This window comes from Clostridium saudiense, assembly GCF_000577815.1.
Classification (GTDB): domain Bacteria; phylum Bacillota; class Clostridia; order Clostridiales; family Clostridiaceae; genus Clostridium; species Clostridium saudiense.
Window position 1 is genome coordinate 34,712 of record NZ_CBYM010000003.1, and the last position, 18,391, is coordinate 53,102.

Sequence of the window (18,391 nt, forward strand, 5' to 3'; positions counted from 1 at the left end):
AATTAATGTTGCTTTTAAAATTATTTTTTTAATACTAAGCCCTTACTTCTGATACATGTACATTCTCGCGCTTCTTCAGTATGTAAACATTGATATTTTATTTTTTTAGGTGCTTCTATTTCAATTTGCTTTTTTTCTTTTAATTCTTTTTTATTCATTTCTTTTATTCCTTTCCATTATAAGTAAAATTATAAATTTTAATTTAGATAATTGAACTTACTTCTACAAACGAATGTAAGTAGTAAGTTTCCTTTATAAAAATATTTATTTACTAATTATATTTTTATTATATAATAATTATTATCTATTGATATTCATTATATAATACTTTTCTTAATTAGTACATATAATAAAATTAGTAAAAAAGTAAGGAGAAAACAAATGATAAGCTTAATTAGTTTAATAATTTCATTATCTCTAATTATGTATTTAGCATATAAGGGATATTCAACAATAATAACTGCACCTATTATAGGGTTATTAACTATTTTAATTTCTATTGGTCTTAATGGTCATTTAATGGTTAATTATACTGAAGTTTATATGAGTGGATTTGCTGGATTTGTAAAAAGCTATTTTCCACTATTTTTAACAGGTGCAATTTTTGCAAAGTTAATGGATGAAGCTGGATATGGTAGATCTATTGCCTCATTTATAACAAATAAATTAGGCAAGGATAAAGCAATACTTGCAATAGTTTTATCTGGTGCCTTTTTAACTTACGGAGGAGTATCACTTTTTGTTGTTGCATTTATTTTATATCCGCTTGCAAATATTTTATTTAAAGAAGCTGATATTCCTAAAAGACTTATACCTGGAACTATTGCACTAGGAGCATTCACCTTTACAATGACTGCTCTGCCTGGTTCTCCTGAAATTCAAAATGTAATTCCTATGAGTTATTTTGGAACAGATACTTTTGCTGCACCAATTCTTGGAATCATAGCAAGTATAATAATGTTTACTTTTGGTATGCTATGGCTTACAAGAAGAGCTAAAAAAGCAAAGATCAATGGTGAAGGATATGGAAATTATAAAGATACTCATAAAATTGATTCAAATGAAAATTTACCTAATATTATTTTGTCAATAATGCCCATATTAATTATATTTATAACTAATTTCACATTATCTAAATTTTATTTTCCTAATACTGATGGAAGTTATTTAGATAAATATGGTGTTACTTTAGATAAGGTATCTGGTACATGGAGTGTAATAATTTCAATTGTTTTAGCAATCATATATATAATTTTACTTAATTTTAAGAAATTTAAAAATTTAAATGCATCTCTTAATGAAGGGGTAAAGAATTCCTTTCTACCTCTACTTAACTCAAGTGCAATAGTTGGATATGGTAGCATAATTAAAGCATTACCAATTTTCACAAATATTCAAACTAGCATAATGAATATTTCTTCTAACCCAATTATTTCTGAAGCAATATCTGTTAATGTTATTTGTGGTCTTACAGCTTCTGCTTCAGGTGGATTAGGTATAAGTTTATCTGCTCTTGCACCAACATTTATAGAGATGAGTCAAACTTTATCAATTTCCCCGGAAATACTACACAGAATTGCTGCGTTATCCTCTGGCGGTTTAGATACTCTACCACATAATGGTGCTGTTATAACCACCCTTGCAATTTGTGGTTTGACACATAAGCAAAGTTATAAAGATATATTTGTTACTTCAGTTATCATTCCAATATTAACAACTATAATAATTGTTATATTAGTATCTTTAAGCTTTGTATAATATAAAACCTCAAGAATAATCTTGAGGTTTTATATTATACATATATTTTTATCCCTTAACAGCTCCTGCTGCTATACCTTCAATTATATGTTTTTGACATGTTAAATAGAAAATTACAATTGGTATAATTGCTAGAACTAATATAGCCATCATCGCTCCCATATCAACTGCGCCATATCCTCCACGTAGATATTGTACTGCAATTGGAATAGTCTTATATTCTGTTCCTAACAATAAATATGGCAATAAGTAGTCATTCCATATCCACATTACATTTAATATAGCTATTGTTATTGCAATAGGCTTTAATAACGGTAAAACAATTAAAAAGAATGTTTTTACCGGTGAACATCCATCAATCATTGCGGCTTCTTCTATATCTATTGGAATTGATTTAACAAACCCACTAAACATAAAGACAGATAACCCTGATCCAAATCCCAAATATATTATTATTATCCCAAGAGGATTATCTAAGCTTAACATGTTTGCAACTTTACTCATTGGAAACATAACCATTTGGAAAGGAACTATCATAGATAATACAAATAAATAATATAAACAACTTGTAAATTTTGATTTTACTCTTGTAATATACCAAGCAGTCATTGATGTAAATAATATAATTACAGCTGTTGATCCAACAGTTATAAATAAAGAATATCCAAAGGCTGAAATAAAGCCAGTCTTATCTATACCATTAACATAGTTAGCAAGTCCTGAAAAACTAGTTGAGTTTGGTAAAGCAAATGGAGATCTACTAATATATAATTTACCCTTAAATGAATTATATAAAACTATAAAAATAGGTGCTAAAAATACAATAGATAATATAATCAATATTAAATATAAAAGTACATTATTCTTTTTCTTAGGTTCATACTTTAAATTAAGTTCTGTATCATTTTTCAATTTAGCTTCCATTAATTTTCAACCTCCTTCTTTCTAGTTATACTTAATTGAAGTAACATTATTACTGCTACAATTAAGAAGAAGATTACAGCTTTAGCTTGACCAACACCTTCCCATCCTACTCTTCCATAGAATGTCTTATAAATATCTAATGCAAGCATTGCCGTTTTATTACCTGGTGCACCATCAGTTAACGCTAAGTTTTGATCAAACAATTTAAATGCATTTGACATTGTTAAGAAAAGGCAAATGGTAATTGATGGCATAACTAGCGGTATAGTTATCTTTCTTAATGTCATCCATTTAGAAGCACCATCAATTTTAGCACTTTCCATAAGTTCACCCGGTATGTTTTGTATACCTGCAATATATATTATCATCATATATCCTATTTGTTGCCAATTTAGTAAGATAACTAATCCCCAAAATCCATACTTAGGATCCATAGTTAAATTTACACCAAAATAATTTAATATTCCATTAATAATAATTAACCATATATAACCTAAAACTATACCACCTATAAGATTCGGCATAAAGAAAACAGTTCTAAATATGTTAGTTCCTTTTAATTTTCTAGTTAAAAGATATGCAAGTGCAAAAGCACATACATTTACAGTTATAACTGACACAACAACAAATTTAGTTGTAAAAATTAATGCATTCATAAATTCTGGTGTAGAAAATACTTTTTTATAGTTATCTAATCCTATAAAAGTTGCATTAGTAACAGTAGTAAATTTGGTAAATGATAAGTAAATCCCCATTATAAATGGGACCAAAAAAGCTATACCAAAAGCTACTAATGTAGGTAATGCAAATAACCAAAAATACTTCTTTAACCCTTTTTGCATAGTCTCATCCCCCTTAAATTTTTATGCTTAAATATTAATACTATTCTTTAATAAAGGCAGCACATATTATATGCTGCCTTATTTAAAAATTATTGAGCCTTTTCAGCCTTCCAAGAATCCTTAACTGTAGTAACTACATAATCCCAATCTTGAGTACCTTGTACATATTCTAGTAAAGCACCAGCAAATGTATCTTTAAAGTTTTGACTTGGGAATGCTTGGAATATCCAAGGAACAGTATTTACATTATCTTTACTCATCCAATTTAAAACTTCCTTAGATAATGGATCTGCTGACTTTTCGTCATCATCAAATGTATCAAATGGAGCTATAAAGCCTAAATCTCCTGAAACATAAGCTTTTCCAGTATCACTTGTAAATAACCAATTTATAAAATCAATTGATGCTTGTTGCTTTTCTTCTGAAACTTGACTATTTATTGCTAAATAGTTTTCAGTACCAATACAAAGACCTTGATTTTCTTCTCCATCAATACCAGTATATATAGGCATAAACTTAATATTTTCCTCTTTAACTGTATTACCATCGATATCGCTGATTTGTGACCAAGCCCAATTACCATTTTGAACCATAGCACAATCACCTAATGCAAATTCAGCCATAGCATCATCAACACTCTTATTACCTAATACCCCCTTCTCTGAAACTGAGTTATTAGTATACAAGTCATATATATTTTTAAAGTTCTCATTATACTTAAAATCAATTTCCTTGGCATCTAATCCTGTTTGAAGAACATCTCCATTTTCCCCAGCATCGTCTTTAAATTCATAATATAGTGGTAAATCAGCTAAGTGAGTTTCCCATCTCCACGCATTACCTGATGCCATTGAAGTAGATGCAAACACCCCTTGAATTCCTAATTCATCTTTATTAGCTTCCATATCTTCTACAACAGCCTTCAATTTATCAAAATTATTAATGTCATCTATAGATGTAACATCAGTTGCCTTATTTGATAAAGCAAAATATTTTTGCATTATTTCATCATTATAAATAATTCCATATCCCTCAACAGCATAAGGAATACCATAAACGCCATCACCATCTGTTACTGCTAAAGTTTTATCAAGTAAATGACTATATAGTTCTGTATCTTTTAGATCTAAACAATAGTCTTTCCAAGATTGATATCCAACTGGTCCATTAATTTGGAATATTGTTGGAGCATCTTTCTTTGCAATTTCAGATTTTAACGTTTGTTCATAAGTACCACTAGCTGCAGTTTCAACTTTTACCTTTACTCCAGTTTCTGCTTCATACTCTTCAGCTATCTTTTTATATACATCTGCAATTTCCGGTTTGAAATTTAAAAAATAAATTTCCTCTCCTGATGATTTAGAATCACTTGTAGCATCACCAGTACTGTCCCCCTTACTTCCACATCCTACAAATGCACCTGCAACTAATGTTGTTGCAACAGCAATAGCTAATAATTTTTTAATCTTCATAAACTTCCCTCTCCCCTTAAATATACTTTATATATAAATGACTTACAGATATATTGTAAATCTTTATATAACATTTAAAAAAATATTTCTTCCTAAATTTAACTTAGAATAGTTGCTGGAACCGTTTCCTTTTTGCATTAAAAAAATCCATTTATTTTATATTAATTCAAATCATCTTATAATTTTATTTTACTGTAAATTATTGTTTAAATCAATATATTTTTCCTTTTTTATTAATCTACACCTTTTTATTCAAATAATTTAAACTATTAGTAAATAAAGTTTTAAATTTTAACTATTTCATATTTATTTTAAGTCTATATTAATATTTACATAGATATTTTCTTTATTAAACTTCCATAAATAAAGAGTAATTTGAAATTTTAAATTACTCTTTATTTATTACATATTGAATATTCTATTTAAATTTATATTTTCCTCAAAAAGTTTTGCTAATTCATCATATTGATTTAATTTATATTGTTTATAATCAATTAGTTCTTTATCTAAAATATTAATTCCTTTATTTATTCTTAATGAATTTATAAATGTATTAAGAAAATCTCCCTCATCGAAAATCCCATGTAAATACGTTCCTAAAACATTATCTTTAAATGAACCTTGTATATGTCCATGTTCATTTTCAATGAATACTTGTCCTTTATCTTTAACCTTTGTTATACCATTATGTATTTCATAACCATATACATTTATTCCAACACATTTACTTAATACATCACAAGAATTTTTTATATATCCCTTTGTTTGTTGAGTTATTTTTTCATTATTAAAGATAGTATCAATGCTTAAAAATCCAAAACCTTCTTCTGTTGTTATTTCACCCTCTACTCCTTGTGTATCCATTATGTTATCTCCTAACATTTGATACCCTCCACAAATTCCTAATATCATCGTTCCTTTATTCTTAAGCTCAATAATTTTATTGAAAAGTCCATTTTTCTTAATTACTCTTAAATCATTTATTGTATTTTTAGTTCCTGGAATAATTACTAAATCTGGTTCACTAATATCGCTTATATTTTCTACATATCTAACACTAACACCATCTAATATTTCTAAACTATTAAAATCAGTAAAATTAGACATATGAGGTAATCTTATAATTGCTATATCTAAATCTTCTATTTTATTATTTTTTATTCTTTCAGTAACACTATCTTCATCTTCAATATCTAATTTAAAATAAGGTAATACTCCTAATACAGGTATATTAATTATTTCTTCTAACTGTGTCATTGCATCTTTAAAGTAATCGACATTACCTCTAAATTTATTGATAATAACACCCTTTACTCTTTTTCTCTCATTTTCTTCAAGTAACATTAAAGTTCCAACTACAGAAGCAAATACTCCCCCTCTATCAATATCAGCTACTAAAATTACATCTGCATCAGCAGATTTTGCCATAGACATATTTGCTATATCAGTTTCTCTTAAATTTATTTCGGCACAACTTCCTGATCCCTCTAATATCATAACCTCATAGTCTTTTGAAAATTTATCAAAAGTCTCTTTAACTACTTTTTTTAATTCCTTATTTAATTCTTTATATTTATAAGAATTCATCATTGAATGAACTTTACCATTTACAATTACTTGTGTTTTATTATTTCCACTTGGCTTTAATAAAACAGGATTCATATATGCCATAGGCTTTAATTCACAAGCCTCTGCTTGAACAACCTGTGCCCTTCCCATTTCTAATCCATCTTCAGTTACATATGAATTTAATGATATATTTAATGCTTTAAATGGAGCTACTTTAAACCCTTTATTTCTGTAATATCTACATAAAGCTGTTGCTACGGTACTTTTACCTACTCCAGATGCTGTTCCTAAAACCATTATCTTATTCATTTTCACTTTCCTTTACATCTAAAAAACCATGTGTTTCATTTTTTATAATATTTAAGCTTTTAAATTTTATTGGATACTTAAATATTGGTCCATCATATACAAAAGTATGGTATTCTCCATTTTCTCCACAAGCATCTGAACCTGTTTTCTTTATTTCTTCAACTACTTCTTTTGTTAAAACTTTCCCTAGGAAATCTTCTCCCATACACTCAAGCTTTACATTCTTTATAACTGTTTTAAATCCACTATCTATAAACTCGTATACTAGTTCTTCTCTATTTTCTTGCCATAAAGGGAAAATTGCCTCTATTCCAGCTTCATTACACCTTGATGTACACCATTCTCTATGTGGTTCTAAATCTATATCACCAAAAACACAAGAATCTATTTTAAAATTTTCTTTAGCTTTCAATAATTTTTCAGTAAATTTAATTTCGTAATCATCACCACTTGTTTCTACTAATATTAATGGTATATTTAGTGATTTAGAAATATCAACTATTAACTCTCTAGGAACTCCATGAAACCATGACCTATTTTCACCCTTATTTACTGTTATAAGTAAAGCTGCTGGAGTATTGCTAGCCTTTATCATTCTATACAATGCTAAAGTGCTATCTTTTCCACAACTATATGACATTACAAAATTTTTCATATACTACCTCCATTTTTCTAAAACCTCGAGCATAAAGCCTTTTACATCAATTCCATAAACTTCTTGTAGTCTTTCTTCAGTTAATACATCTTTTGGATTTCCTGACCCTATAATTTTTCCATCATTCATCATTACTACCTTTTCTCCAAAAGCTTGAACTAGATTTAAATCATGTAATACAGCAACAATAATTTTATTATTTTCCTTCGTCCATTTATTTAAATAATCTAATATTTCTATTTGACATTTTAAATCTAAATGATTAGTAGGTTCATCTAATAAAATTATATCTGGATCTTGTGCAAAAGCCCTAGCTAAATATACTCTTTGCAGTTGTCCTCCTGATAATTGACTTATAAGTTTATCTTTAATATCAATTAACCCTACATTTTCAATACTTTTAAGAATTATTTCTTCATCTTTTTTATTTATCTTTGAAAATACTCCTTTTAAATGAGCATATCTTCCTAAAGCTACTGTTTCATAAACTGTATATGGAAAATATATATTACTAGCTTGTGACATTAATGCAACATTTTTTGCTAAATCTTTTCTATTTAATTGGCTTATTTCTTTAGAGTCTAATGTTATATTTCCTTTATACTCTAATAAATTTGCTATTGATTTTAAAAGTGTACTTTTCCCACAGCCATTAGGACCAACTATGCAAAGATTTTTACCTCTCTCAACGCTAAAGCTTACCCCTTTAACAATTTCTTTATTGTCATATCCACATCTAACTTTATTAACTTCTAGCATTAAAATACCCACCTACTTTGACTTTTTAAAATATATATAAGCAAAAAATGGTCCGCCAATTAATGCTGTTATTGCACCAACTGGTAATTCTGATGGAGCTACAATAGTTCTTGATACTAAATCCGTCATTATCATCATACATCCACCAAAAACAACAGACATTGGTATAACATAAGCATGCTTTGAACCAAATATTTTTCTAACAACATGTGGTGCAATTAAATCTATAAACCCTATAGTTCCACTAAGTGCAACTGCGCTACCTGTAAGTATTGCAACAAATAAAAATAACCTTCTTTTAACTTTATTTGTATCTACTCCTATAGTTTTTGCTGCTTCTTCTCCAAATGTTAATACATCCATTTCTTTAAAATAAAAAGATACACCTAAAATTCCTATAATAAAAAAAGGTATACCTGCTTTAACATAACTCCATCCTCTCATAGAAAATGATCCCATAGACCACATTGTTATACTTTCCATCTTATCTGATGCTAAAGCTGAAATAGTAGTTAATGTAGCACTAAAAAATAGTGATAACACCATACCTGCAAGTATTATTGTTGTATTAGACATTCCTCTATCTACTTTTTCTGAAAACTTTAATACTATTATCATAGTAATTAAACTGCAAGCAAATCCTACTACTGGCATAGTTAATCTTCCCAAAAACGGAATTGATATTCCTGTTACTATAATAATACCTACACCTAATGAAGCACCAGATGATAATCCTAAAGTATATGGTGAAGCTAATTGATTTTTCAAAACTGATTGTACTATTGCGCCACTAGCAGCAAGAGAACCACCAACCATAAATGCAAGTAATACTCTTGGTAACCTTAAATTCCATATTATAGATACTTGCTTAGGTTCAATTCCATCAAGCAATGGGACACTAAAAAACTTATTAGCTAATATAGAAAAAGTATCCAATATGCTAATATTGGAACTTCCTAAGGAAGTTCCAATACATATAGCTAATAATACCAACGGAATTGATAAAATTAATAATATTTTATTTTTATAGGTCTTTATACTCATCTGGATAAATAGCTTTTGCTATTTCCTTTAAAGCTTTTATAACATTTTGTGATGCTCTTGAAGATGAGTTTTTATCTATTTGATATACATCTCCATTTTGTACAGCAGTTATTGTGTCCCAGCCTTCTCTGCTTTTTATATCTTCCACAGCAGTTAAACCTGCTTCATTAGTTCCTGGAGTATTTGCTAAAATAACATCAGGATTAGCATCTATAACAGCTTCTGGTGTTACTGTTATCCATGAATTTTCTTCTCCAAAAATATTAGTAGCTCCTACTGTTTCTATAAGCTCATTTAAGAATGTATCATTTCCAAATGTATAAAGCCCTGCTCCAGCCCCAATTTCAAAATAAACTTTCTTTTTATCTACTATAGTATCTCCAATTGCCTTTATCTTAGCAACTTCTTCTTTCATAGAATTAATTATTTCTTCACCTTTTTTTTCAGTACCTGTTAAACTTGCAATAAACTCTATATCACCATATATTCCATCAATACTATAACTACTTGGAATATATACAACTGTAATACCAGCCTCTTTTATTAAAGCAAATGGATCTTCATCTCCAGATTTATTATGACCTGATGCTATAACTATATCAGGATTTAAAGAAATTATTGTTTCCGCATCTGGATTTCTAAAATCTATTTTAGGTAAATCTTCACTTACTCCTTCAACATCAGCTGAGTATTTATCTACAGCTACTAATTTATCTGCTAAACCTAATTCTACTAATACTTCTGTATTAGATGGTGCTGTAGAAATAATACTATTAATTTCACTAGGAACATTAAATTCATTTCCTTCTCTATCTGTCATCGTTGTAGGCTTACTTGAACATCCTACAAATATCATCATAGCCATTATAAATGTAAAAGCTAATGATAAAACCTTTCTCATTTTTTGCATTACTATTCCTCCTAAATGTATACTTTAGAGTGGTGTAATTTAGTTAGTAATATATTAATTAGGCTTTTCATATATATTTTTTACTAATTTTAACCCTATTAATTTTTTCTAACTAAAAAAAGCGCTTTCATATTTGAGAGCGCTCTAAAATACATAATAACTTTGATAATTTCTTAATATTTCTTAACATTAAATATTCATAAAATAAACTTAATATTATAATTTATTAAGTTTATTCTCTAACACTTAAAATCTAAAAACAAATCATATTAATTATATTATCTATTATTCGTATCTATTATCTCACCCTCAGAAGATAATATTATCATCATAGTAGGCAGGTCTCCCGACTTAACTTCATCCTACTCTCCATACCTTCCCGTATTTTTATACAGTGGCTATACATGAATTTCGTCAGTCTTACGGTTACTGGGGTAGTTTAGGACTTCAACCTAATTCCCTATTAAGTTTAAAAAAACACCTATTATGGTTTAAAATTCATAATGATTATATCTTTATGAATTTTATTTGTCAAATAAAATATGCTTTAATTCAGCAATCAATTTATTATTTTCTTCTCTTGTTCTTACTGCAACTCTATAAAAACTATTATCTAGTCCTATATAATTATCACAGCTTCTAACTAATATTTTTCTTTTAATCAATTCACCTTTTAAATCTAAATTAGTTAATATTTTAAACATTATGAAATTCACACTTGGTTCAAAAACATATAAATATTTTATTTGCTTTAAAGCACTATATAAATATTCTTTCTCATCTTCTATATATTCTATACTTTTTTTAATATACTGCTTTTCTGTTAGTCCTTTAGTTATACCTTCAGCTGCTATAACGTTTATACTCCACGGCACTAAAATCTTATTTATTTTATCCATTATTTCCTTATTTGAACACAATCCATACCCTATCCTAGCCCCTGGAATTGCAAAAAATTTAGTTAATGATTTTACAATTATTAGGTTTTCATAATCATTTAATAATTTATTACTTGAATATTCCTTATTATCTTTAACAAAATCTAAAAAAGATTCATCAATAACAACTATTGTATTTGTAAGTATTGACTTATTTAATACTTTTTTGATAAATTCATTTGTTGTCAAAACTCCAGTTGGATTATTGGGATTACAAATAAAAACTATATCTATATTATTTTTTATATTCCCTATAAATTCATTATCTAAATTAAAATTCTTAGATTCCTTTAAGTTATAATATTCTATCTCACCATCAATACTTAAAATTGCTTCTTCATACTCTGAGAAAGTTGGAGCTGGCAATAATGCTTTTTTAGGTTTCAAAGCGCGTACTATATTAAATATTACTTCTGCAGCTCCATTCCCTAATGTAATATTTCTTGTATTTATTTTTTCAAACTCTCCAATAGAGTTCTTTAAATCAAAATAAGTTATATCTGGATATTTAACTACTTTATCAATTGCATCTATCATTGCCTTTTTAACATTTTCACTTATCCCTAATGGATTTATATTGGCTGAAAAATCTATAATTTCACTTGGATTTAACTTATATTTTCTTGCAATTTCTTCAGTATTTCCACCATGAACTGCCATAACCTTTCCTCCTTAAAAAATAACATTTATACTCCAATTAATAATTAATGCCATAATACACCCTAAAACAGCACTACAATATAATATATTGTTTGTGTTATTTACCTTATTAATATCTATTTTTTCTCTATCATCACCTATAGTTTGTTTTTCCACGAGCTTTCCAAAATAATAGTTTGGACCTCCTAATTGAACATTTAAAGCTCCTGCCACAGCAGCTTCTGGATGCGCACTATTAGGGCTGCTGTGATTATTTTTATCCCTTTTATAAATTTTAAAGCTATTTTTATAATCTAAACCTAAAATAAAAGATACTACTACAATAAAATACCCACTTAACCTTGCAGGAATATAATTAAATACATCATCAAGTTTTGCTGGAAAATATCCAAATTCAATATATTTGTCATTTTTATATCCAAACATAGAATCCATAGTATTTACTGCTTTGTATAGAAATGCTAACGGAGCCCCTCCTATACCTGCATAAAAAAGAGGTGCTATAACCCCATCTGACATATTTTCAGCTACTGTTTCTACAACAGCTTTTAATATTGATTCTTTATCTAAATTCTTTGTATCTCTTCCTACTATATATGATAACTGCTTTCTTGCTCCTTCAATATCATCCTTAATTACATATTTAACAACTTTCAAACCTTCAATCTTAAGAGCCTTTGTTGATATACAAAAATAAATCATTACAGATCCTAATATCATTGTTACACTTGGATTAATTCTATATGTAACTTTAAGTAATAAATAATTAAATATAAATACTATAAAAACCACAAGTATCCAAGTTAATAAGCCTGCGACTTTTAAGTATCTCTTTAATATACTTCTAAAAAACTTTTCCACTGTCTTACATAACGATCCTATTATTCTAATTGGATGTATAGGATTTTGTGGATCACCTACTATTAAATCTAATAAAAATCCTAATATTATTTCAATCATTTTTCTAACCTTTCTATAACTATATTTTGTTTATCTCTTCAAATTTAATATTATTATCTATCTTTTCTAAAATAATTTCATAACCTCTTCCACACTCCGGTTGATACTCATAAAAGCTTTTACTGCTATCATAAAATATTTCTAGTATAGTTCCTATTGTTCCCCCATGAGAAACTAAAACTACTTCACTCATGTTCTCTTTATAACACCCATCTATAAACCTATTAAATGCTTCTTTTATTCTTTTTTTATATTGACTCTTACTTTCTCCATTAGGACATAATACTTGTCCATCTTTATCTGTAATCCACTTAATATACTCTTTATTTTCTTTAAGCATATCATAACTTTTCATTTCAAAATCTCCAAAGTTATACTCCCAAAATTCATTAATTTCGCTATATGTTTTTTCTGGATATAAAATTTCTAATGTTTCATTTGCTCTTTTTGCTCCGCTACTAAAAAAACTAATACACTCTGGATACTTTACTGTACTTTTAATATCATATAATTCTTTTTTTCCTCTTTCACTTAATGATATATCAGTCTTTCCACAATACAGATGCTTTTCATTAGCTTCTGTTTTTCCATGTCTAATTAAATAAACCTTCAGCTTTTTCATACATCTTTTTCTCCTTATAATTATCTCTTACGAGAATATCATTTTTAAATCTTTTCTACAACTAAGTTTTGTTAATTATTAAATTTAAGTATGCTTGTTTTAAGTATTACTACAAGTAATTTTTATAGCATTTTCATAATATTCTTCTAATTTACTTACAGAAAAATTTGATGTATCATATATGCTACTTACAGTATGGCCATCTAAAAAAAAGAAAAACCAACAAATAATTTTGTTGGCTAAACTTAGCATATAAACTTAATTCTTAACTTTTAATTATTGTTGATATACCACAAAAAACTCTATATACGCAGGAAGATTCTTTTGATAAATATTGAAGACATCTTCCTGTTTCTTCTCTCCACATTCTATCTTCTTTTTTTAATGGAACTATTCCACTTGATATTTCATCAGAAATTATTATTTTATCTTTAAATAAATTTATATTTTCTTTTATATATTCAAGTGAACTTTTATTTTTTAATGTATTATTATATGTAAATTTATGAAGTCCGCAAATAACCTTTTTAGAAAAATCTATTTCACCATCACTACAATAAAATATATCCTCCTCATTAATATTAAACTTTTCTTTGATAAAATCTTTTTTCCCGTTATATGCTCCACCAAAAACTAATATCATAATTTTCTCCTTAAAACCAAATTTGTTTTATTATGAATATATAATATTAAATAAAACTTAAAACTAAAACTCCAATAGCTTCTGCAATAACAAGTCCATATCCAGCACTATCTCCAGACATTCCATCAAATTCCTTAGCTGCATTATTAACTAAAAAGACACTTATTAAAATCATTCCTAAAATCATTATTAATCCATATATACCAAAAATGAATACTGAAATTAAGCTTGCTATTATTAAACCAGATAGCAATACTACTTTATCTACTTTTCCTGTTCCTTGTTTGAAAAATGCACCTAATGAACTTGCCTTCATGGATTCTTTTGACAATAATAAATATCCCATTAAACTTCTAGATATAATAGGTATTAAAATTAATCCTACAGAACTACCATTAAAATTATTAATAGTACTCTCATTAATATTATTACTTATTACTGTATGAAGTGTAGAAAAGTTTAGTATAAATAACATAATTACAGATATAACTGCAAATGCCCCAGTATGAGGATCTTTTAATATTCTTAACTTTTCTTGCTTATCTCTTCTAGAAAGAAGTGCATCACAAACATCCATATATCCATCTAAATGAAGCATTCCAGTTAAAATAAATGGTGTTATTAACGTAACTGCAGTAGTTACCATGATGCTGGCACCTAATAAATTTAGTATTCTAAAAACTCCATACCAAATTACTCCTACAATCAATCCTATAACAGGATAAAACTTCATTATATTTTTTCCACCTTCATCATCCCATTCATATTTAGGTAATGGAATAATAGTAAACATGCTTATTGCCATTAAAAATCCCTTAAAATATTTTTTCATTTTTCCTCCTTTGGATTTAGCTGTGCCTCTATTATATAACTTTACCCTTATGGTAAATTATATTTCCATAAGAACATTCAACTACTGTATCAGCTATCTTTGCTAGTTTTCTATTTACAACTCCTATTTCTTTTCTGAAATTTTCTGTATAACAATCATATTGAATGCTATCACTAAATAAATAGTCTGATACTATAACTACATTTTTAGAATTATTAATAATTTCTAATATTCCTGATAAAATATCATCACTAACATCTTTGTAAAATTCTTTTCCTCTAAACATATAGTTTGTAACAAGTGATGTTATACTATCTATTAAAACAGTATCTTCCTCTTTTATAAGACTTGAAACTTTGCTCATATTTAATGTTTCTTCTATTGTATTAAATCCATATCCTTCTCTTTCCCTTAAATGATTTTCTATTCTTTTTAAATCTTCTAAGTCATATGGATTCATTGTTGCAACATAATATAATTTGCCTACTTCCCTTTCTATCTCTCCATCTAACTGGCCACTTATAGGATTTTTTAAGCTTTCATTTAACGATTTTGATAAATTTTGCGCAAACATGGATTTTCCACTTTTAGCTCCACCAACTACTAAAACAATCATCTTATCTCCTAAACTATATAGTTTTCTTCTCCTCTAACTTCATCTAAATAATCATCATTTATTTCAGCTTCATCAAATGTTGCCATATTATTCATCATTGCACAACTAAATTCAATTACCGAAAATGCTATAGGACACCCGCTACCTTCCCCTAATCTCATATCTAAATTAAGCATTGGCTGTAATTCCAATTCTTTCATTGCAATATTATAACCTATTTCTTTAGAGCAGTGTGATGTTATTAAATACTCTTTAACTAATGGATTTATTCTTACTGCTGCTAATGCTGCAACTACCGATATAAATCCATCTATCACTATAGGTATTTTATAATAAGCCGCTCCTAAAAACACTCCCATCATTCCAGCTATATCAAAACCTCCAACTTTAGAAACTACATCAATTGGATCTTTTTTATCTGGATTATTAACTTTAATCGCTTCTGATACTACCCATTTTTTCTTTTCAAAAGCCTCCTTCGTTATTCCTGCGCCTTTACCAACAGCTTCTTCAATACTACATTCAGTTAAGCTTACAAGAACAGAACTACTTGTTGTTGTATTTCCTATACCCATTTCTCCAACACCTAATATGTTATATCCATCTTCATAAGCACTCCTAGCCATTTCAATTCCTATATTTATTGCTCTTATACATTCATCATAACTCATAGCTTGTCTCTTAACTATGTTATAAGTTCCTTTTCTTATTTTCCTATCTATAGCCCCTGGAATTTTTATATCTGTATTTACTCCTATATCAACAACTTTTAAATCACAATTATTTTCTTTAGCTAGTACAGCAACTCCTGTTACTCCCCTTGAAAAGTTAATTGTTTGTGCTAGTGTTACACTTTGAGGTGCTGAAGCAACTCCTTCTTCTACAACCCCATTGTCTGATGACATTATAATAATACATTTTTTATTTATAGAATTTTTTATCTTACCTGTAATTCCAGCAAGCTTTATTGCTATATCCTCTAATTTACCTAAGCTCCCTAAAGGTTTTGCAAGCGAATTAACTCTTAACCTAGCTTCTTCTATAGCATCTTCATTTAATCCTGTTATATCATTAATAATTTTTTTAAGCTCTAATTTTTCGTTTCTCATTGTTTCACCCCAATTATTTATTTAAAACATCCTCTTTTTTTGTTATAATACTTTATTATTTGTTTAAATGTCAACAATCATATATTAAACAACTTTTCATTTAGGAGAACAATATGAACAATACTATAATTAACTTTTTACAAAATGAAATGAAATGGAATAAATTAAACATATCATCTATAAAAAAAATAGGCGGACTTAGTAGCGAAAATTATAAAGTTTCTTATAATAACAATAATTATTTTGTAAAAATTTGCACTCATAATTATTTACATACCGATAGAAAAAGTGAATTATCAATAATAAATAAAGCTATAGAAATAAATTTAGCTCCACATTTATATTACTTTTCTACTGAAACTGGTAATATGATTAGCAGTTGGATTAATGGTACCATGCCCTCCTTAAATGATTTTTCTTCAACTAAATTTCTACATAAACTTTCTGTTGCTTTAAACAGTTTTCATAATTTAAAATGCCAAAAATATTTTAACCCTTTTAATCATATAAGAAAAAGAATCAATCTATGCAATGATTTGAATCTTCCCTTACCAAAATCTATAGATACACTACTAAACCATTTAAATAATCTAGAAGTAAAGCTTAGTAAAAATCCTTTAATAGGTCTTTGCCATAATGACCTAAATGCTTCAAATATTATTTTAACTGAAGATAATATATATTTTGTAGATTATGAATACTCTTCTATGGGTGATGTATTTTTTGATTTAGCAACAATATCTTGGTTTTTTAATGAAAGATCTAGGAAAAACTTATTAGAACTATATTTTAATGAATGTACTGAACAACATTATGAAAAATTATTAGATTACCTTTTCGTAGTGAAATTTTATAATGCCACTTGGTCATTGCTTAAATCTTCTGATTCTAGTTCTGACTATGATTATTTAGCTGGTGCTAAAATGATATTTAATGATTTGCTCGATTATAACTCTATACGAAATTTTTAATAAAAGAGAGGTTTAAACTGTGATAAAATACTTATTATTTGATTTAGATGGAACAATAACTGATCCTAAAGAAGGTATTACTAAAAGTGTACAATATGCTCTTAGCAAGTTGGGAATTGAAGAAAACTGTGAAAATCTTCTTAAATTTATAGGTCCACCTTTATTAAATTCATTTATGGACTTTTATGACTTTGATAAAGAAAAGGCTGAGCTTGCAATAAAGTATTATAGAGAACGTTATTCTACTATTGGTTTATTTGAAAATAGTGCAATTGAAGGTATTGAAGAAGTTTTATCTAAATTAAAAGAAGCTGGATTTGTACTAGCTATTGCTACTAGTAAGCCAACTCATTTTGCTATTCCTATTTGTGAAAAGTATAATTTAGATAAATATTTTGATTTAATTTTAGGAAGTGAATTAGATGGAACAAGATCAAAAAAATCTGAAGTAATTCTTGAAGTGCTTAATAAGCTAAATGCTATACCTAATGAATCAATTATGATTGGAGACCGCATGCACGATATAATTGGAGCTAAAGAAGCAGGAATTAAAAGTATTGGAGTTACATTTGGATATGCAGAAGATGGAGAATTAGAAGAATCAGGAGCTGACTTCATAGTAGAAAGTTCCTCTGAACTATTATCTTGTATATTTAAATTAATTTAGTATATATTTAAAAATATAAAAGAATTTGTATAAAACAAATTCTCTTATTATCTCATTTTATAACTTTATTCCTTACCAAACACCTTTAAATATCACTACTTATTTCTTCTAACTCATTAATTATTTTGCTG

The 18,391-nt window shown here is 27.5% G+C and carries 20 protein-coding genes and 1 riboswitch; of the genes, 3 read left to right on the forward strand and 17 right to left on the reverse strand.

Annotated elements, in window-relative coordinates; genetic code table 11:
• Positions 1-20: 20 nt before the first annotated feature.
• The gene (locus TY07_RS18265; RefSeq protein WP_172676168.1) at positions 21-158 is read right to left on the reverse strand and encodes a hypothetical protein; all 138 of its coding nucleotides are present in this window, start codon (positions 156-158) and stop codon (positions 21-23) included.
• A gap of 223 nt (positions 159-381) precedes the next feature.
• On the opposite strand from TY07_RS18265, the gene TY07_RS02475 reads away from it, so the two are divergent.
• Complete coding sequence (locus tag TY07_RS02475) at positions 382-1,758, forward strand: GntP family permease (protein WP_042394876.1); 1,377 nt, start codon at positions 382-384, stop codon at positions 1,756-1,758.
• A 48-nt stretch (positions 1,759-1,806) separates the two neighbouring features.
• Here TY07_RS02475 and TY07_RS02480 read toward each other — a convergent pair whose 3' ends face one another.
• The 16 genes from TY07_RS02480 to cobT form a co-directional block, all read right to left on the reverse strand.
• On the reverse strand, positions 1,807-2,682 hold the full coding sequence (locus TY07_RS02480; protein WP_042394878.1) for a carbohydrate ABC transporter permease: 876 nt from the start codon (positions 2,680-2,682) through the stop codon (positions 1,807-1,809).
• Positions 2,682-3,524: a carbohydrate ABC transporter permease gene (locus TY07_RS02485; RefSeq protein WP_042394879.1), complete on the reverse strand. Its 843-nt coding sequence runs from the start codon at positions 3,522-3,524 to the stop codon at positions 2,682-2,684. Before TY07_RS02485 ends, TY07_RS02480 begins: the two co-directional genes overlap by 1 nt.
• A gap of 89 nt (positions 3,525-3,613) precedes the next feature.
• On the reverse strand, positions 3,614-4,996 hold the full coding sequence (locus TY07_RS02490; protein ID WP_042394881.1) for an ABC transporter substrate-binding protein: 1,383 nt from the start codon (positions 4,994-4,996) through the stop codon (positions 3,614-3,616).
• A gap of 402 nt (positions 4,997-5,398) precedes the next feature.
• Positions 5,399-6,874 carry a cobyric acid synthase gene (locus tag TY07_RS02495; protein WP_042394882.1) on the reverse strand — a complete coding sequence of 492 codons (1,476 nt, stop codon included), beginning with the start codon at positions 6,872-6,874 and terminating at the stop codon, positions 5,399-5,401.
• Positions 6,867-7,529, reverse strand: a complete 663-nt coding sequence (locus tag TY07_RS02500) for a Dph6-related ATP pyrophosphatase (protein WP_042394884.1) — start codon at positions 7,527-7,529, stop codon at positions 6,867-6,869. Before TY07_RS02500 ends, TY07_RS02495 begins: the two co-directional genes overlap by 8 nt.
• Positions 7,530-7,532: 3 nt before the next feature.
• Positions 7,533-8,288, reverse strand: coding sequence for an ABC transporter ATP-binding protein (locus tag TY07_RS02505; RefSeq protein WP_042394887.1), 756 nt, complete (start codon positions 8,286-8,288; stop codon positions 7,533-7,535).
• Positions 8,289-8,300: 12 nt separating this feature from the next.
• Positions 8,301-9,332: a FecCD family ABC transporter permease gene (locus TY07_RS02510; RefSeq protein WP_042394888.1), complete on the reverse strand. Its 1,032-nt coding sequence runs from the start codon at positions 9,330-9,332 to the stop codon at positions 8,301-8,303.
• Positions 9,313-10,242, reverse strand: a complete 930-nt coding sequence (locus TY07_RS02515) for an ABC transporter substrate-binding protein (protein WP_042394890.1) — start codon at positions 10,240-10,242, stop codon at positions 9,313-9,315. The genes TY07_RS02510 and TY07_RS02515 overlap by 20 nt, the downstream gene beginning before the upstream one ends.
• A gap of 319 nt (positions 10,243-10,561) precedes the next feature.
• A riboswitch (cobalamin riboswitch) is annotated at positions 10,562-10,742 on the reverse strand.
• A gap of 24 nt (positions 10,743-10,766) precedes the next feature.
• A complete protein-coding gene (cobD, locus tag TY07_RS02520; protein WP_042394893.1) occupies positions 10,767-11,840 on the reverse strand; it encodes a threonine-phosphate decarboxylase CobD in 1,074 nt (357 codons plus the stop codon).
• Between the two features lie 12 nt (positions 11,841-11,852).
• Positions 11,853-12,800 (reverse strand): adenosylcobinamide-phosphate synthase CbiB, encoded by a 948-nt coding sequence (gene cbiB, locus TY07_RS02525; protein ID WP_042394895.1) that lies wholly within the window; start codon positions 12,798-12,800, stop codon positions 11,853-11,855.
• A 19-nt stretch (positions 12,801-12,819) separates the two neighbouring features.
• Complete coding sequence (locus TY07_RS02530; RefSeq protein ID WP_042394899.1) at positions 12,820-13,422, reverse strand: histidine phosphatase family protein; 603 nt, start codon at positions 13,420-13,422, stop codon at positions 12,820-12,822.
• A gap of 99 nt (positions 13,423-13,521) precedes the next feature.
• Positions 13,522-13,674, reverse strand: a complete 153-nt coding sequence (locus TY07_RS18270; protein ID WP_198133965.1) for a hypothetical protein — start codon at positions 13,672-13,674, stop codon at positions 13,522-13,524.
• A gap of 13 nt (positions 13,675-13,687) precedes the next feature.
• Entirely contained in the window at positions 13,688-14,065 is a 378-nt protein-coding gene (locus TY07_RS02535; RefSeq protein ID WP_042394904.1) for a bifunctional adenosylcobinamide kinase/adenosylcobinamide-phosphate guanylyltransferase, read from the reverse strand.
• 46 nt (positions 14,066-14,111) lie between these two features.
• Positions 14,112-14,897, reverse strand: a complete 786-nt coding sequence (locus TY07_RS02540) for an adenosylcobinamide-GDP ribazoletransferase (RefSeq protein ID WP_042394906.1) — start codon at positions 14,895-14,897, stop codon at positions 14,112-14,114.
• 31 nt (positions 14,898-14,928) lie between these two features.
• Positions 14,929-15,513: a bifunctional adenosylcobinamide kinase/adenosylcobinamide-phosphate guanylyltransferase gene (locus TY07_RS02545; RefSeq protein ID WP_042394909.1), complete on the reverse strand. Its 585-nt coding sequence runs from the start codon at positions 15,511-15,513 to the stop codon at positions 14,929-14,931.
• 8 nt (positions 15,514-15,521) lie between these two features.
• Positions 15,522-16,622 (reverse strand): nicotinate-nucleotide--dimethylbenzimidazole phosphoribosyltransferase, encoded by a 1,101-nt coding sequence (cobT, locus tag TY07_RS02550; RefSeq protein WP_042394912.1) that lies wholly within the window; start codon positions 16,620-16,622, stop codon positions 15,522-15,524.
• A gap of 113 nt (positions 16,623-16,735) precedes the next feature.
• Between cobT and TY07_RS02555 the strand changes: the two genes are divergently transcribed.
• Positions 16,736-17,593 carry a choline/ethanolamine kinase family protein gene (locus TY07_RS02555; protein WP_042394913.1) on the forward strand — a complete coding sequence of 286 codons (858 nt, stop codon included), beginning with the start codon at positions 16,736-16,738 and terminating at the stop codon, positions 17,591-17,593.
• Between the two features lie 19 nt (positions 17,594-17,612).
• Complete coding sequence (locus TY07_RS02560) at positions 17,613-18,260, forward strand: HAD family hydrolase (protein WP_042394915.1); 648 nt, start codon at positions 17,613-17,615, stop codon at positions 18,258-18,260.
• The last annotated feature ends 131 nt before the right edge of the window (positions 18,261-18,391 follow it).

What these genes read in the sequence shown, in the direction of transcription:
- TY07_RS02480 (WP_042394878.1), bottom strand. Translation starts at nt 2,682, where the DNA reads ATGGAAGCTAAATTGAAAAATGATACAGAACTTAATTTAAAGTATGAA.
- TY07_RS02485 (WP_042394879.1), bottom strand. Translation starts at nt 3,524, where the DNA reads ATGCAAAAAGGGTTAAAGAAGTATTTTTGGTTATTTGCATTACCTACA.
- TY07_RS02530 (WP_042394899.1), bottom strand. Translation starts at nt 13,422, where the DNA reads ATGAAAAAGCTGAAGGTTTATTTAATTAGACATGGAAAAACAGAAGCT.
- TY07_RS02515 (WP_042394890.1), bottom strand. Translation starts at nt 10,242, where the DNA reads ATGCAAAAAATGAGAAAGGTTTTATCATTAGCTTTTACATTTATAATG.
- cbiB (WP_042394895.1), bottom strand. Translation starts at nt 12,800, where the DNA reads ATGATTGAAATAATATTAGGATTTTTATTAGATTTAATAGTAGGTGAT.
- TY07_RS02510 (WP_042394888.1), bottom strand. Translation starts at nt 9,332, where the DNA reads ATGAGTATAAAGACCTATAAAAATAAAATATTATTAATTTTATCAATT.
- TY07_RS02475 (WP_042394876.1), top strand. Translation starts at nt 382, where the DNA reads ATGATAAGCTTAATTAGTTTAATAATTTCATTATCTCTAATTATGTAT.
- cobT (WP_042394912.1), bottom strand. Translation starts at nt 16,622, where the DNA reads ATGAGAAACGAAAAATTAGAGCTTAAAAAAATTATTAATGATATAACA.
- TY07_RS02545 (WP_042394909.1), bottom strand. Translation starts at nt 15,513, where the DNA reads ATGATTGTTTTAGTAGTTGGTGGAGCTAAAAGTGGAAAATCCATGTTT.
- TY07_RS02490 (WP_042394881.1), bottom strand. Translation starts at nt 4,996, where the DNA reads ATGAAGATTAAAAAATTATTAGCTATTGCTGTTGCAACAACATTAGTT.
- TY07_RS02540 (WP_042394906.1), bottom strand. Translation starts at nt 14,897, where the DNA reads ATGAAAAAATATTTTAAGGGATTTTTAATGGCAATAAGCATGTTTACT.
- TY07_RS02535 (WP_042394904.1), bottom strand. Translation starts at nt 14,065, where the DNA reads ATGATATTAGTTTTTGGTGGAGCATATAACGGGAAAAAAGATTTTATC.
- TY07_RS02500 (WP_042394884.1), bottom strand. Translation starts at nt 7,529, where the DNA reads ATGAAAAATTTTGTAATGTCATATAGTTGTGGAAAAGATAGCACTTTA.
- TY07_RS02505 (WP_042394887.1), bottom strand. Translation starts at nt 8,288, where the DNA reads ATGCTAGAAGTTAATAAAGTTAGATGTGGATATGACAATAAAGAAATT.
- TY07_RS18270 (WP_198133965.1), bottom strand. Translation starts at nt 13,674, where the DNA reads ATGCTAAGTTTAGCCAACAAAATTATTTGTTGGTTTTTCTTTTTTTTA.
- TY07_RS02555 (WP_042394913.1), top strand. Translation starts at nt 16,736, where the DNA reads ATGAACAATACTATAATTAACTTTTTACAAAATGAAATGAAATGGAAT.
- TY07_RS18265 (WP_172676168.1), bottom strand. Translation starts at nt 158, where the DNA reads ATGAATAAAAAAGAATTAAAAGAAAAAAAGCAAATTGAAATAGAAGCA.
- TY07_RS02495 (WP_042394882.1), bottom strand. Translation starts at nt 6,874, where the DNA reads ATGAATAAGATAATGGTTTTAGGAACAGCATCTGGAGTAGGTAAAAGT.
- cobD (WP_042394893.1), bottom strand. Translation starts at nt 11,840, where the DNA reads ATGGCAGTTCATGGTGGAAATACTGAAGAAATTGCAAGAAAATATAAG.